At 65.4% G+C, this 14,122-nt stretch carries 12 protein-coding genes; 5 read left to right on the top strand and 7 right to left on the bottom strand.

Annotated elements, in window-relative coordinates:
* Positions 1–95 precede the first annotated feature (95 nt).
* Positions 96–1,262 carry a pyridoxal phosphate-dependent aminotransferase gene (locus H0523_RS20795; protein WP_054430992.1) on the top strand — a complete coding sequence of 389 codons (1,167 nt, stop codon included), beginning with the start codon at positions 96–98 and terminating at the stop codon, positions 1,260–1,262.
* Positions 1,263–1,435: 173 nt separating this feature from the next.
* On the opposite strand, the gene H0523_RS20790 is transcribed toward H0523_RS20795, so the two are convergent.
* The 5 genes from H0523_RS20790 to H0523_RS20770 all read right to left on the bottom strand — a co-directional run bounded on the left by H0523_RS20790 (position 1,436) and on the right by H0523_RS20770 (position 6,669).
* The gene (locus H0523_RS20790; protein ID WP_054430994.1) at positions 1,436–2,962 is read right to left on the bottom strand and encodes a tripartite tricarboxylate transporter permease; all 1,527 of its coding nucleotides are present in this window, start codon (positions 2,960–2,962) and stop codon (positions 1,436–1,438) included.
* The gene (locus tag H0523_RS20785) at positions 2,959–3,396 is read right to left on the bottom strand and encodes a tripartite tricarboxylate transporter TctB family protein (protein WP_054430996.1); all 438 of its coding nucleotides are present in this window, start codon (positions 3,394–3,396) and stop codon (positions 2,959–2,961) included. Before H0523_RS20785 ends, H0523_RS20790 begins: the two co-directional genes overlap by 4 nt.
* 10 nt (positions 3,397–3,406) lie before the next feature.
* The gene (locus H0523_RS20780) at positions 3,407–4,405 is read right to left on the bottom strand and encodes a Bug family tripartite tricarboxylate transporter substrate binding protein (RefSeq protein ID WP_006392116.1); all 999 of its coding nucleotides are present in this window, start codon (positions 4,403–4,405) and stop codon (positions 3,407–3,409) included.
* A 112-nt stretch (positions 4,406–4,517) separates the two neighbouring features.
* A complete protein-coding gene (locus tag H0523_RS20775; RefSeq protein WP_054431108.1) occupies positions 4,518–5,894 on the bottom strand; it encodes a sensor histidine kinase in 1,377 nt (458 codons plus the stop codon).
* Positions 5,895–5,991: 97 nt separating this feature from the next.
* Positions 5,992–6,669: a response regulator gene (locus tag H0523_RS20770; protein ID WP_006392118.1), complete on the bottom strand. Its 678-nt coding sequence runs from the start codon at positions 6,667–6,669 to the stop codon at positions 5,992–5,994.
* A gap of 492 nt (positions 6,670–7,161) precedes the next feature.
* On the opposite strand from H0523_RS20770, the gene H0523_RS20765 reads away from it, so the two are divergent.
* Complete coding sequence (locus H0523_RS20765; RefSeq protein WP_054430997.1) at positions 7,162–8,553, top strand: ClcB-like voltage-gated chloride channel protein; 1,392 nt, start codon at positions 7,162–7,164, stop codon at positions 8,551–8,553.
* 100 nt (positions 8,554–8,653) lie between these two features.
* Here the strand turns inward: H0523_RS20765 and H0523_RS20760 are convergent, their stop codons facing one another.
* Both H0523_RS20760 and mnmE read right to left on the bottom strand, forming a co-directional pair.
* Positions 8,654–9,145, bottom strand: a complete 492-nt coding sequence (locus tag H0523_RS20760) for a GNAT family N-acetyltransferase (protein ID WP_054430999.1) — start codon at positions 9,143–9,145, stop codon at positions 8,654–8,656.
* 7 nt (positions 9,146–9,152) lie between these two features.
* Positions 9,153–10,505 (bottom strand): tRNA uridine-5-carboxymethylaminomethyl(34) synthesis GTPase MnmE, encoded by a 1,353-nt coding sequence (mnmE, locus tag H0523_RS20755; RefSeq protein ID WP_054431001.1) that lies wholly within the window; start codon positions 10,503–10,505, stop codon positions 9,153–9,155.
* Between the two features lie 115 nt (positions 10,506–10,620).
* On the opposite strand from mnmE, the gene H0523_RS20750 reads away from it, so the two are divergent.
* From H0523_RS20750 to H0523_RS20740, 3 genes are read left to right on the top strand one after another with little or no spacing between them, the layout of a single operon-like run.
* Positions 10,621–12,207 (top strand): ABC transporter substrate-binding protein, encoded by a 1,587-nt coding sequence (locus H0523_RS20750; protein WP_054431109.1) that lies wholly within the window; start codon positions 10,621–10,623, stop codon positions 12,205–12,207.
* A 22-nt stretch (positions 12,208–12,229) separates the two neighbouring features.
* Positions 12,230–13,204, top strand: a complete 975-nt coding sequence (locus tag H0523_RS20745) for an ABC transporter permease (RefSeq protein WP_054431003.1) — start codon at positions 12,230–12,232, stop codon at positions 13,202–13,204.
* Positions 13,201–14,121 carry an ABC transporter permease gene (locus H0523_RS20740; protein ID WP_054431005.1) on the top strand — a complete coding sequence of 307 codons (921 nt, stop codon included), beginning with the start codon at positions 13,201–13,203 and terminating at the stop codon, positions 14,119–14,121. Before H0523_RS20745 ends, H0523_RS20740 begins: the two co-directional genes overlap by 4 nt.
* Position 14,122: the final 1 nt, after the last annotated feature.

The raw sequence follows: 14,122 nt of genomic DNA, 5'->3' as shown, positions 1-14,122 counted from the left end.
CCACGCCTATAAGCTCATGAGAAAACCGAATTATGAGTTAGTGGGATACTTACGAAAACTCTCTTGCACACCCAGCGTTCCACTTCGCGTCCACCATGATCCGATCCAAACTTCCCGACGTCGGCACCACCATCTTCACCGTCATGAGCCGCCTGGCCATCGAGCACAAGGCCATCAACCTGGGCCAGGGCTTTCCGGACTTCGATCCCGATCCCGCACTGTGCGCGCTGGTCAGCAAGGCCATGGCCGACGGCCATAACCAATATCCCTACATGCCCGGCGTGGCGCCGCTGCGCGAAGCCATCGCCGCCAAGACGCAGGCCCTGTATGGCCGCGCCTACGACCCGGAAACCGAGATCACCGTCACCAGCGGCGCCACCGAGGCGCTGATGGCCACCGTGCTGGCCGCGGTCAACAGCGGCGACGAAGTCGTCGTCATCGAGCCCTGCTACGACTCCTACCTGCCGGCCATCCGCCTGGCCGGCGGCACCGCGGTGCCGGTGCCGCTGCGCGCGCCCACCGCCGAGGATCCTTACTACCGCATCGACTGGCAGCGCGTGCGCGACGCCATCACATCCAAGACCCGCCTGCTGATGCTGAACTTCCCGCACAACCCCACCGGGGCCGTGCTGGACGACAGCGACCTGGACGCGCTCGAAGCCATCGTGCGCGACACCGGCGTGCTGCTGGTGTCGGACGAGGTCTACGAACACATCGTGTTCGACGGCAAGCCGCATGCCAGCATCGCGCGCCGTCCGCTGCTGGCCGAACATGCGTTCGTGATCTCGTCGTTCGGCAAGACCTATCACACCACCGGCTGGAAGATCGGCTACTGCTGCGCGCCGCGCCAGCTCAGCGCCGAGCTGCGCAAAGTGCACCAGTTCATGGTGTTCACGGTGCCCTCGCCGATGCAGTTCGCGCTGGCCGAATTCATGCGCGATCCCAAGCCCTACCTGGAGCTGCCGGCGTTCTACCAGGCCAAGCGCGACCGCCTGTCGCAAGGCCTGGCCAAGACGCGTTTCAAGCCGCTGCCCAGCCCCGGCACGTTCTTCCTGCTGGCCGACTACAGCGAGATCTCCAAGCAGAACGAAGCGGACTTCGCGCGCGACCTGACGGTGCGCCACGGCGTTACGGTGATTCCCGTTTCGGCCTTCTACCAGAAGCCCGACGCGGCCGAATCGAACCATCGCATCGTGCGCTTCTGCTTCGCCAAGAAAGACGCCACGCTCGATGCCGCGCTGGAGCGCCTGGCGCAGGTCTGACGACGCGCCGCGCGCATCACGACAAAGCGCCCCATCGGGGCGCTTTTCTTTTGTCTCGACCACGGATGTAGAGATGAAAAAAAGGAGCGCCGCGGCGCTCCTGAACAACCTCCGGCGTGACATGCTCCGACGCCGCGCGGCCCCGTGCCGGCGGGGCCGCGGCGCGGAACCCGTCACACCGGTTCGGCGGCAACCTTCCTGGCCCGGCGCACGCGGCGCAGGATCTGCGGCACCACCACCACGGCGATCGCGGCGGTCCACAACGTGATGGCGACGGGACTGGCGAACAGCACCGACACGTTGCCGTCGGTCATCGACAGGGCACGGCGCAGGTTCTGTTCCATCATGTTGCCCAGCACCACGCCCAGCACCAGCGGCGCCATCGGCACGCCGAACTTGCGCAGGAAGTAGCCGATCGCGCCAATGCCCGTCACCAGCAGCAGATCGAACGTGCCGGCGTTGATGGCATACACGCCGATATAGCTGATGCACAGGATGCCCGGCACCATCAGCCAGCCAGGCACCGACAGCACCTTCGAGAACAGCCGCACCATCGGCACGTTCATGACGAACAGCAGCACGTTGGCCACGAACAGCGAGGCGATCAGGCCCCACACCAGTTCCGGCTTGGTGTCGAACAGCACCGGACCGGGCGTGATGTTGTAGAGCGTCAGCGCCCCCATCATCACCGCGGTGGTGCCCGAGCCCGGCACGCCCAGCGTCAGCATCGGCACGAACGAACCGATCGCCGACGAGGTGGCGGCGGCTTCCGGCGCGACCAGGCCGCGCATGTCGCCCTTGCCGAACTTGGCGTTCGGATCCTTGGCTTCGATGATGCGCTTTTCCTGCGAGTAGGCCACGGCCGCGGCCACGCTGGCGCCGGCGCCCGGCAGCACGCCGACGCCGAAACCCACCAGCGCGCTGCGCACCACGCTCCACCAGGTGAACGCCAGCTCCTTCAGGTTGAACAGCTTGCGACCGCTGGGCTTGACCTCGACGCTGTGGCCCGCCATCACTTTTTCAAGCATCTCCAGCATCTCGCTGACCGCGAACAGCGCGATCACGACGACCACGAAATCGATGCCATCGGCCAGGTGCACGGAGTCGAAGGTATAGCGGTATACGCCTGAGTTCGCGTCCACGCCGATGACCGAGATCGACAGGCCGATCATGGCCGCCAGCACGCCCTTGATGGGCTGCTTTCCAAGCAGGCTGGTGAGGCAGCAGAACGCGAAGATCATCAGCACGAAGTACTCGGCCGGACCGAACGCCAGCGCCCATTTGGCCAGCAGCGGCGCCAGCAGGATGATGCCCACCACCGACACGATGGCGCCGAAGAACGCGGACCACGCCGACAGCGACAGCGCGACGTTGGCCAGGCCCTGGCGCGCCAGCGGATAGCCATCCAGCGTGGTCATGATGGCGCTGGCCTCGCCCGGCACGTTGAGCAGGATCGAGGTGATGCGGCCGCCGTATTCCGCTCCCACGTACACCGCCGCCAGCAGGATCAGCGCGGTCTCGGGCGGCAGGTTCATGGCGAACGCGATCGGGATCAGCATCGCCACGCCGTTGATGGGCCCCAGGCCCGGCAGCACGCCCACCATGGTGCCGAAGAACGAGCCGATCGCGGCCACCAGGATGTTGGTCCACGAGAACGCAACGCCAAAGCCGATCGACAGATGATCGAGGATTCCGCTCATACCAGGTTCTCCAGCAAGCCACCGGGCAGGACCACGTCCAGCACCTTGTCGAACAACACGAAGAAGAAGACGCTCATGACCACGCCGCCCAGCGCGCACTTGGCCCAGCCGCCGCCGAACAGGCGGCCGACGAACACCGTCATCAGCGCGGTCGCAATGACGAAGCCGAGCCACTGGAACAGGAAGGCGTAGCCGGCGGCGAACGCCACCATCAGCGCGATGCGGCCATTGGCGCCGGCGGGATTGGGCTCCACCGGGTTGCCGCCCTTGTAGGCCAGCCGCAATCCGCACAGGCCGATGATCAACGCCAGCAGCAGCGGGAAGGCGCGCGGCCCCACCGGTTCGTAGGCGAACGGGGCTTCGATGCCCCACCCCGCCCAGGTCATGAAGGCCGCCAGCAGCAACGCCGCGATGCCCAGGATTCGATCGTTCATGATGAGCGGCCTATTTCTTGACCAGGCCGAAGGAGCCGGCCAGTTCGGCGTACTGCTTGACCTGCTGCTTCACGTAGGCGTCCAGGTCGGCGCCGGTCTTGTTGAAGGGGAACAGGCCTTGCTGTTCGCGCAGCTTGGCGAACTCGGGCGCCTCGGTGACGCGGTTGAAGGCGTTGACCCAGAACTGGTAGTCGGCGTCCGACACCTTGGGGCCGACGTAGAAGCCGCGGATGATGGGCCAGACGATGTCGTAGCCCTGCTCCTTGGCGGTCGGCACGGTGCCCAGCTTGCCCGGCAGGCGCTGGTCGTTGAACACGGCCAGCACGCGGATGGGGGCGCCGCCCTCGAGCATGGTGAAGGCTTCCGCGGCATCGCCCATGTAGGCCTGGATGTGGCCGCCACGCAGGGCGGTGACAGCCTCGCCGCCGCCTTCAAAGGCCACGAAGCGCATCTTCTTGAAATCGACCCCGGCCGCCTTGGCGGTCAGCGCGGCCTTCATCCAGTCCTGGCTGCCCACGGTGCCGCCGGCGCCCAGCACGATCTTGGTCGGGTCCTGCTTGAAGGCCTCCATCAGGCCCTTGAGGTCGGTGTAGGGCGAATCGTTGCGCACCACGGCCACGCCGTAGTCGGTGCCGATGGCCGCCAGCCAGCGCACGTCGTCGACGTTGTACTTGCCGAACTTGCCCTGCGCCAGGTTGAGCAGCGAACCGCCCGAGAACGCGACGATGGTGCCGGGCTCGTTGGGATGCTGGGCCACGATGTTGTTGTAGGCCACGGCGCCGATGCCGCCCGGCATGTAGACGATGCGCATGGCGCTCTTGAGCGCCCCGCTCTGCTTGAGGCCTTCGGTGGCCAGGCGGCAGGTCAGGTCGAAACCGCCGCCGGGCTGGGCGGGGGCGATGCACTCGGGGCGGCGCGGCTCGTCGGCGGCGTGGGCGGCGCCCAGGGACAGGGTGATCGCGCCAAGGGCCGCGACGGCGGCCAGGCGCAGCTTCAGGCTGGTCTGCATTTCTTGCGTCTCCGAATTTATAGGTCTAGGCATGGCTGGCGATTCCGGCGGCGTGACGCCGGTCCGGGTCCAGCGGATGCCACCGTACAAAATCGAAGCTTTCCAAAAGCTTTCAAAAAACGCCGTTTTCCTGGTGCGACGCAACATCCGCGGCCGTTTTCAGGGAAAACACCAGCGACGCGCGCAGGCCTGGCCCCGGAATCCGGTTCTCCAGCGCCAGGCGGGCGCCCAGCAGCTCGGCGATGGTGCCGACGATGGCCAGTCCCAGTCCGGCGCCCGGCTTGTTCTTGCCGGCCGCGCCGCGGCGGAAACGCACGCCGGCGCGGGCGATATCCTCGGCCGACATGCCGGGACCGCTGTCTTCCACCGTGAGCCAGGCCTGGTCGGCCTGGCGGCGGACCAGCACCGTGACCATGCCGCCGGGGGTGGTGTAGCGGATGGCGTTGTCGACCAGGTTGCTGACCGCTTCCCGCAACAGCCAGTCGGCGCCGTTGACCAGGACCGGCCCGGTCTCGGCCTCCAGGCCGATGTCCAGCTGGCGGGCGCGGGCGGTCGGCAGCAGGCCGCGGATCACCCCGTGGGCCAGCTCGGCCAGGTCGACCGGTTCGGGCGCGAAACCGGCTTCGGGCAGGGAAGCGTCCTTAGCGCGCGCCAGGGCGAGCATCTGGTTGGTGGTGCGTACGGCCCTGTCCAACCCCTCCTGCATCGCCAGAAGGGCTGTACGGACCTCCTGGGGGCATGTTTCGCGCAGGGCATAGGCCGTCTGGGTCCGCAAAACCGACAAAGGCGTGCGCAACTGGTGCGAGGCGTCGTCCAGGAACTGGCTCTGGACCCTCGCCTGAGCCGCGTAGCGGGCCATGTGGAGGTTTACGGCCGCAACCAGGGGTAGGACCTCACCTGGCATCTCCGACGCGCTGACGGGGCTTAAATCGTCCGCGGAACGCCTTTCCACTTCCTGCTTCAGGCGCTGCAGGGGGCGCAGGGCCATGAAAACCCCCAGGACGATCACCAGGACGCTGATCAGGATCACGGCCAGGTCGCGCTCCACCGAGCGCACCAGCACCTGGTGCAGGAACGCCTGGCGGCTCTCCAGGCCTTCGGCGACCTGCACGATAACCCGTCCCCCTTTGTTCGCATAGAGCGGCGGATCCATCGCCCGCGCCAGCGCGGCGACCCGTACCGGGGTGCCCAGGTAGGTTGCATAGAAAAACTGGGCCTCGCCGGATTCCAGCGGCTGGGTCGGCATGGGCAGCCCGGGATGGCCGATTTCGGCCAGCCCGTCCTCGGTGGCCACGCGGTAGAACACGCTGCCATTGGCCGTCAGCTCGAAAAATTCCAGCATCAGGTACGGCTGCTCCATGGCTAATCCACCGCTGGCTGTGGATATGTTGTGGTCGATCGCGCGCAGCGCGCCAGCGAGCGACCGGTCATAGGCGATATCGACCTGGTTTCGCAGCTGGTGGTTGGACAGCCAGAGCGCGCCGACCATCACCAGCACCAGGGTCGGGATCAACCACCAGAGCAACTGCGTTTTCAGGGTCCGGTTGCGGCTTTTTTTCCTGGAAACCGGGGTTTTTTCCGGAAAACTAGTTGTCAACAGCGTTCTCCAGGCAGTAGCCCATGCCGCGCATGGTGGTGATCTGCACGCCGGTTTCCGCCAATTTTTTGCGCAACCGGTGCACCAGCACCTCGATGGCCTCGAGGTTGATGTCGGCATCGTCGGTCACGATCCGATCCAGGATCTGCTGCTTGTTGATCGGTTCGCCGCTTTTCTGGATCAACACCCGCAGGACGGCGTGTTCACGTGGGGATAACTGCAAAGCCTGTCCGGAGACCGTGAATTTTTGCGCGGAAGTCTCGAAAACCAGGTTTCCCAGGGTGAGTCGCGGATGGTCGCGGCCACGGCTGCGGCGTACCAGTGCGATCAAACGCGCTTCCAACTCTTCCACAACAAACGGTTTCGGCAGGAAATCGTCCGCGCCTTCGTGAAGCGTCCCGATTTTTTCGGCCAGTGAATCGCGCGCGGTCAGGACCAGCACCGGCGTACGGTCGTCTCGCGCGCGAATCTTCGCCAGCAAGGTATGGCCATCCATGCCCGGCAGTCCCAGGTCAAGGATGACCGCATCGAATTCTTCGACCGCCAGTCTTCTTTCGGCGACCAGGCCGTCATCGGCCCAGTCGACCACGAAGCCCGCATGCCGGGCCAGGCTTCTTGCAAGCCAGCGAGCAAGTTCGGCTTCGTCTTCTATGAGAAGGATGCGCATGGACGGAGTCCGGGGGGGCGTGGCTGGGAGATAGGAGAAAGCATGTTTGTCTTTTCCCTGTATTTCTCTTTATATAAAGACTAATGATTAATAAGGCCTGTGGATAACTACCTTAACCTTGGAAACCTGTTTTTTTTCATCAGGTTGCGAGCGTTTTTGGCTGTGCAAGAACTCTGTGTGGGAAAAGAGTCGAAGTTGGACAAGATTTGGGAGCCCACCGAAAACCCCCGCTTGTTCAACTTGCCTCCACACAATGTGCACAACCTGCCGCCTTAGGAGTTATCCACAGCCCTGTTCTGCCGAACCGGGTCGGGAAGCGGCACTTTTACCCCGAAAAAACGCCCCTTGCCTACCCTGGTTTTCGCCCCTTTCCAGGCCCGTAAAGGCCCCTGGAGGCGTTGCCGGAACCGACTATGTGAGGGGTGGCGTCTCTCTGCGGTTGACGTTGCGCTGAACAAAAAGTGAGCAGGTTTCCGCCGTAGAATCCCGCCCATGGCACGACAACTCAGAATCAAAAAACCGGCCTGGGCGACCTGGCTGAGGGGCCGTTTGCTGGCCGACAATTTGCCCGCGACCTTGTGCGCGGCCGCCTTGATGGGACTGGCCGGCGCGCTGGCGACGGTGATTTTTCGGGAACTGCTGGGCTGGATCCAGATGGTGCTGGGCGGGGTCGATTCGCCGCACGGGATGGTGTCGCTGGCGCGTGGGCTGTCGCCTTGGGAACGCTTTCTGCTGCCGGCGGCCGGGGGCGCGATTGCCGGATTGATCCTGCAGGCGGCCGCCCGGCGCCTGCCGCCGCGCGGCGCCGCCGACTATATGGAGGCGATCGCCATCGGCCGCGGCGTGATCGGTTTTCGGCAGACCGTGGCGCGCAGCATTTCTTCTTTGTTTTCAATCGGTTCGGGCGCTTCGATCGGCCGTGAAGGACCGATGGTGCAGCTGGCGGCGATGTTCTCGTCGCTGTCGGGCCGCTACCTGGTCCTGCCGCCCCGCCATCTGCGGCTGCTGGTGGCCTGCGGCGCCACCGCCGGGATCACGGCCGCCTATAACGCGCCGATCGCCGGCGCGCTGTTCATTTCCGAGATCGTCTACGGCGCCATTTCCTCGGCGACGCTGGTGCCCCTGGTGGTGTCGTCGGTGGTCGCCAACATCGTGACGCGCCAGATCCTGCACTACGATGCGGTCTTCCATATGCCGCCGTTCGAGTTCGTGTCCGGCTGGGAAGTGGTCAATTACCTGGGGCTGGGCCTGATCGCCGGGATGGTGGCGCCGCAATTCCTTCGGTTTCTCGATGGGTCGAAGGCCCTGTTCCGCCGCTTGAGCCTGCCGCTGTGGGCCAAGATGGCGCTGGGCGGACTGGTGGTCGGCGCCCTGTCGGTGTTCAAGCCCGAGGTCTGGGGCAACGGCTACAGCGTGGTCAACAGCATGTTGCACACGGAATGGGCCTGGCAGGCGGTGGCGGCCATCCTGCTGTTCAAGATCGTGGCCACCGGCGCCAGCGTCGGTTCCGGCGCGATCGGCGGCGTGTTCACGCCGACCCTGTTCGTGGGCGCGGCGGTCGGGGCCCTGTATGGCTCCGGCCTGCATGCGTTGTTTCCCGCTGGCGACCTGTCGGCGGTGTCGAGTTATGCTGTGGTCGGCATGGGGGCGCTGCTGGCGGCCACGACCTATGCGCCGCTGATGTCGATCTTGATGATTTTCGAGATGACGTTGAGCTATGAGGTGATGTTGCCGCTGATGCTGGCGTGCATCACCGGCTTCGTGATCGCGCAACGCATCCGGCCGGATTCGGTGTATGCGAAATCGCTGGCCAGCAATCGAATTGCGCGCGAGACGTTGAAGTCGGCGCCGGCGCTTCCCGCGGACAGGTCGCGGGATTCCTGATCAGAATTTTGTCTAAAAACTGCTTGAAAATAGGGGTGAGCAAAAGCTCACATATTTTTCCACGGAAATCATTGATGCCGGGTTTCGTCAATTAAGTGAGCTATTGCTCACTTAATTGGAGGGGGCAATCCAGGCGCTTCGTCATGAATACGCGTTTCAGGCCGATCTCTTCGGCGCGATGCGTCTCGACATAGCCATAGCGCTGATAGATGGCGATGTTCTCGCTCATCGCTTCCTGCGTGTACAGCCGGATGCGCGGATAGCCCGCCTGCCGCGCGATGGTTTCCGCCCATTGCATCAGTTCGCGGCCATAGCCGCGCCCTTGCGCGCCGGGCGACACCGCCACATTGTCGAGCAGCAGGCAATCCACTTCGCGCACCAGGACCAGTACGGCCTGGATACCGCCTTCGTCCTCCAGCACCTGCGCCTGTCCCTGCGCGATGCGCGCGCGGTAATCGTCGCGCATCGGTCCCGGCGTGGCGCCGATGCGCGCCACGTAATGGCGATAGGCGTCGTGGACGATGCGCTCCACCTCGGCCAGGTCGTCGGCCGTAGCCGGACGGATGCGGTGGGGCGCGCCGGTTGCGGTCATGGGAACGCTATTTCCCGATACAGAAGCTCGAGAAGATCTCGCCCAGCAGGTCGTCGCTGGTGAACTTCCCGGTGATGCTCGACAGGCTGTCATGCGCCAGCCGCAGTTCCTCGGCGAACAGGTCCAGCACGCGGTCGTCCTGTTCGGCGTGTTCGGCCGCCAGCGCCAGGTGCTCGGCGGCCTCCTGCAGCGCATGCAGATGGCGCTCGCGCGCCAGCCAGGGCGATTCGGCGCCGGGATTCCAGCCGGCGATCTGCAGCAGCTCGGCGCGCAGCGCGTCCAGGCCGGCGCCGCGCTTGGCGGAAATGCCGAGCTCGCCGGGGCCGGCCGTAAACGCTGTGGATAACAGGTCCACCTTGTTGAAAACCTTCAGCACCGGCGTGCGCGGCGGCAGGCGTGCGGTGATCTGCGCATCCAGTTCATCCCCGGGCTGGGTGGCGTCCTGCAGGTGCAGGATGACGTCGGCGCGTTCGATTTCCTGCCAGCTGCGGGCGATGCCGATGCTTTCCACGGTGTCTTCGGTTTCGCGCAGGCCGGCGGTGTCGACGATGTGCAGCGGCACGCCGTCGATATGGATCTGCTGCACCACTTTGTCGCGCGTGGTGCCCGCAATCGGCGTGACGATGGCGACATCGTCGCCGGCCAGCGCGTTCAGCAGGCTGGACTTGCCGACGTTGGGCTGCCCCGCCAGCACCACGTGCAGGCCTTCGCGCAGGATCACGCCCTGGCGCGCCTGGGCGATGAGATGGCCGAGGTCGCCGGCCAGCTTTTCCAGCGTGGGCCGCGCCTGATACTTTTCAAGGAAGTCGATTTCCTCTTCGGGGAAATCGAGCGTGGCCTCGACCAGCATGCGCAGGTGGATGATGCGGTCGGACAGGTCGTTGACGCGCGCCGAGAATTCACCCGACAGCGAGGCCATCGCGCCGCGCGCGGCGGCCACCGAGGACGCCTCGATCAAATCGGCGACGGCCTCGGCCTGCGCCAGGTCCATGCGGTCGTTGAGAAAGGCGCGGCGGGTGAACTCACCCGGTTCGGCCAGCCGCAGCCCGAGGTCGCGGCCCGCCGCCAGGCAGCTGTCGAGCACGCGCCGCAGCACCGCGGGGCCGCCGTGGCCTTGCAGTTCGAGCACGTCCTCGCCGGTGTAGGAATGCGGCCCCTTGAAGTACAGCGCGATGCCTTCATCGAGCAGTTCGCCGTCGACCGCCTTGAACGGCAGATAGTGCGCGTGGCGCGGCGTGAGTTCGCGCTGGAACAGGCGGCGCACCAATTCGGACAGGTCCGCACCAGAAACGCGCACGACGCCGATGCCGCCTCTTCCGGGGGCGGTGGCAATGGCGGCGATGGGAGCATGAACGGACATATCGGGGACAACGCGAGGCAAGGACAATAGGGGAATATAACTGTTGCGCGGGGCCTTGTTTGCTGGTTAAGGTGCGCCAGAGGTTTAAAACCCGAAACATCCCTGGGAGATCATGATGGCATCTCGGTTTTCGCGTGTGTTGGCCTGTGGTTCGGTAGCGGTCCTGCTGGCCTTCGGCACCCTCAATTCGGCGCTGGCGCGCGACCTGGTGATCGGGCTGAAGACCGAGCCATCGTCGATGGATCCGCAGTATCACGCGTTGACGCCGAACACCCAGATCTCCCAGACCATCTTCGACACGCTGGTGGCCACCGACGCGCAGCTCAAGCCGGTGCCGGCGCTGGCCGAATCCTGGACCGTTGACGGCAAGGTGTGGACCTTCAAGCTGCGGCCCGGCGTCAAGTTCTCCGACGGCTCGCCGTTCACCGCCGAGGACGTGGTCTTCACCTATGACCGCGTGCCCAAGGTGCCGAACAGCCCGTCGCCGTTCACGCTGTACCTGGGCTCGGTGGCCAAGGCCGAAGCGGTGGATCCGATGACCCTGCGCATCACCACCAAGGAAGTGGCGCCGAACCTGCTGGTGAACCTGGCGCAGCTGCCCATCATGTCGAAGAAGGCCGCCTCCGGCCCCGCGGCCGAAGGCAAGACCACCACGGAATTGAACAGCGGCGACGGCCTCATCGGCACCGGCCCGTACAAGTTCGTGTCGTGGAAGCGCGGCGCCGAATTCGTGCTGGCGCGCAATGAAAATTATTGGGGCAAGAAGCCTACCTGGGACAAGGTGATCTATCGCCCTATCAGCAACGCCGCGGCGCGCGTGGCGGCCCTGCTGGCCGGCGACGTCGACATGATCGAGGATCCCCCGACCGATGACCTGCCCAAACTCAAGGGCGACAAGAAGCTGTACGTCGAAGAGACGCCGTCGGTGCGCGTGGTGTACGTGGCGCTGGACCAGTACGCCGAGCCCTCACCCGGCATCCAGGGCACCGACAAGAACCCGCTGAAGGACAAGCGCGTGCGCGAGGCGTTGTCGCTGGCGATCAACCGCGATGCGCTGGTCGAGCGCGTGATGGGCGGCGTGGCGCTGCCCGCCGGCAACCTGCTGCCTTACCCCATGTTCGGGTCGAGCAAGGAACACTCCAAGGCGCCCAAGGCCGACGTGGAAAAGGCCAAGGCGCTGTTGAAGGAAGCGGGCTATCCCAACGGCTTCTCGATCACGCTGGGCTCGCCCTCGGGCCGCTACGTCAACGACTCCAAGGTGGCGCAGGCCATCGCCTCGATGTGGACGCGCGTGGGCGTCAAGACCAGCGTCGATGCCATGGCGCCGCCGGTGTTCTTCAAGAACCGCGACAGCTACGCGTTCTCGGCCTATCTGGCCGGCTGGTCGGTGACCAGCGGCGAGATGTCGAACGCGCTGACCTCGCTCCTGGTGACGCGCAATCCCGAGGCGGGCCTGGGCACCACCAACCGCAGCCGCTACTCGAATCCCAAGATGGACGAGCTGGTGAAGGAAGCCTCGTCCACCATGGATGACGCCAAGCGCGCCGAGCTGCTGTCCAAGGCCAGCAACATCGCCATGGACGACTTCGCGATGCTGCCGGTGCACTTCGAGCTGTCGGTGTGGGCGATGAAGAACGACATCCGCTACCAGGGCCGTCCCGACCAGGTCACGCTGGCGCAGTTCGCAACGCTGAAGAAGTAATGCGCGCAGCGGGCGGTATGACGTGCTAGCGACAATCGTACGAAGACTGCTGCAAACCATCGTCGTCATGCTGGTCATGTCGGCGCTGGTCTTCGCCGGCATCTACATGGTCGGCGATCCGGTCTCGATGCTGGCCAGTCCGGAGGCCACCGAGGCGCAGCGCGCCGCCATCCGCGCCTCGCTCGGCCTGGACCTGCCGCTGTGGCGGCAGTACCTGATCTTCATGGGCCAGGCGGTGCGCGGCGATTTCGGCAACAGCTTCCTGACCGGCGAGCCGGCCATGCACCTGATCCTGGAGCGCATGCCGGCCACAGTCGAGCTGGCCTGTGTGGCCATGCTGATGTCGGTGCTGATCGGCGTGCCGCTGGGCATCCTGGCCGGGCTCAAGCCGAAGGCGGCCGGCTCGCGCGTCATCATGACGGGATCGGTGCTGGGCTTCTCGCTGCCCAACTTCTGGGTCGGCCTGATGCTCATCATGGTGTTCGCGGTGATGCTGGGCTGGGTGCCGGCCGGCGGCCGCGGCCAGACCGTCAGCATCGGTTCGCTGCAGTTGAGCGTGCTGACGCTGGATGGCTGGTTGAGCCTGGCCCTGCCCGCGGCCACCATCGCCTTCGCCAAGTGCGCCATGATCATCCGCGTGACCCGCGCCGCCACGCGCGAGGCGCTGCCGATGGACTACATCAAGTTCGCGCGCGCCAAGGGCCTGTCGGAAAAGCGCGTGCTGGGCGTGCACCTGCTCAAGAACATCCTGATCCCCGTGGTCACCGTGGCGGGCCTGGAGTTCGGCCAGGTGATGGCCTTCGCGGTGGTGACCGAGACGGTGTTCTCGTGGCCCGGCATGGGCAAGCTGCTGATCGATTCCATCATCAACCTGGACCGGCCGGTGGTGGTGGCGTACCTGCTGCTGATCGTGTTCTTCCTTGTGATGCTGAACCTCGTGGTGGACATCATCTATACGGTGCTGGATCCCCGCGTACGCCTGGATAGCCGCCGATGACCGCCCCCGCGACCACCACCGTGCCGACCGCCGCCGCCAAGGAACAGACGCCCTGGCGCCGTTTCCTGGGCGATTTCTTCGCCAGCAAGCTGGCCACGCTGGGCCTGGTGATGCTGGTGCTGATCGTCGGCGCGGCGCTGCTGGCGCCGTGGATCGCGCCGCAGAATCCGTATGACCTGGCGACGCTGGACATCATGGATTCCAAGCTCAAGCCCGGCAGCGAAAGCGGCGACGGCGGCATCCATTACTGGCTCGGCACCGACGGCCAGGCGCGCGACCTGCTGTCGGCGATCCTGTACGGCATGCGCACCAGCCTGCTGGTGGCCACCGTATCGGTGCTGGCGGCGTTCGGCATCGGCGCCACGGTGGGCCTGATCGCGGCCTACTTCGGCGGGCGCATCGACGCGCTGCTGATGCGCATTGTGGATATCCAGTTGTCGTTCCCGGCGATCCTGGTGGCGTTGATGCTGCTGGCGATCCTGGGCAAGGGTGTGGATAAGGTGATCATCGCGCTGATCGTGGTGCAGTGGGCCTATTTCGCCCGCGCCGCGCGCGGCGCCGCATTGGTCGAGCGCGGCAAGGAATACGTCGAGGCGGCGCGCTGCATGTCGCTGTCGTGGGGGCGGGTGCTGTTCCGCCACGTGCTGCCCAACTGCATGCCGCCGCTGATCGTGATCGCCACCATCGACCTGGCGCACGCCATCGCGCTGGAAGCCACGCTGTCGTTCCTGGGCGTGGGCGTGCCGGTGACCGAGCCGTCGCTGGGCATGTTGATCTACAACGGCTTCGAGTACCTGCTGTCGGGCCAGTACTGGATCTCGTTCTTCCCCGGCATCGCGCTGGCGCTGGCCATCATCGCCATCAACCTGGTGGGCGACCACCTGCGCGATGTGCTCAACCCGCGCCACGCGAATTGAG

Origin of the sequence: Achromobacter insuavis, assembly GCF_902859645.1 — a bacterium.
GTDB lineage: Bacteria > Pseudomonadota > Gammaproteobacteria > Burkholderiales > Burkholderiaceae_B > Achromobacter > Achromobacter insuavis.
This window is presented reverse-complemented; position numbering and strand designations above follow the sequence as displayed.

Bases quoted from the DNA above. Each gene is read 5' to 3' on its own strand.
- H0523_RS20740 (WP_054431005.1), top strand. From the start codon at position 13,201: ATGACCGCCCCCGCGACCACCACCGTGCCGACCGCCGCCGCCAAGGAA.
- H0523_RS20775 (WP_054431108.1), bottom strand. From the start codon at position 5,894: ATGGTCGGCGCGCTCTGGCTGTCCAACCACCAGCTGCGAAACCAGGTC.
- H0523_RS20780 (WP_006392116.1), bottom strand. From the start codon at position 4,405: ATGCAGACCAGCCTGAAGCTGCGCCTGGCCGCCGTCGCGGCCCTTGGC.
- H0523_RS20760 (WP_054430999.1), bottom strand. From the start codon at position 9,145: ATGACCGCAACCGGCGCGCCCCACCGCATCCGTCCGGCTACGGCCGAC.
- mnmE (WP_054431001.1), bottom strand. From the start codon at position 10,505: ATGTCCGTTCATGCTCCCATCGCCGCCATTGCCACCGCCCCCGGAAGA.
- H0523_RS20765 (WP_054430997.1), top strand. From the start codon at position 7,162: ATGGCACGACAACTCAGAATCAAAAAACCGGCCTGGGCGACCTGGCTG.
- H0523_RS20750 (WP_054431109.1), top strand. From the start codon at position 10,621: ATGGCATCTCGGTTTTCGCGTGTGTTGGCCTGTGGTTCGGTAGCGGTC.
- H0523_RS20795 (WP_054430992.1), top strand. From the start codon at position 96: ATGATCCGATCCAAACTTCCCGACGTCGGCACCACCATCTTCACCGTC.
- H0523_RS20770 (WP_006392118.1), bottom strand. From the start codon at position 6,669: ATGCGCATCCTTCTCATAGAAGACGAAGCCGAACTTGCTCGCTGGCTT.
- H0523_RS20790 (WP_054430994.1), bottom strand. From the start codon at position 2,962: ATGAGCGGAATCCTCGATCATCTGTCGATCGGCTTTGGCGTTGCGTTC.
- H0523_RS20785 (WP_054430996.1), bottom strand. From the start codon at position 3,396: ATGAACGATCGAATCCTGGGCATCGCGGCGTTGCTGCTGGCGGCCTTC.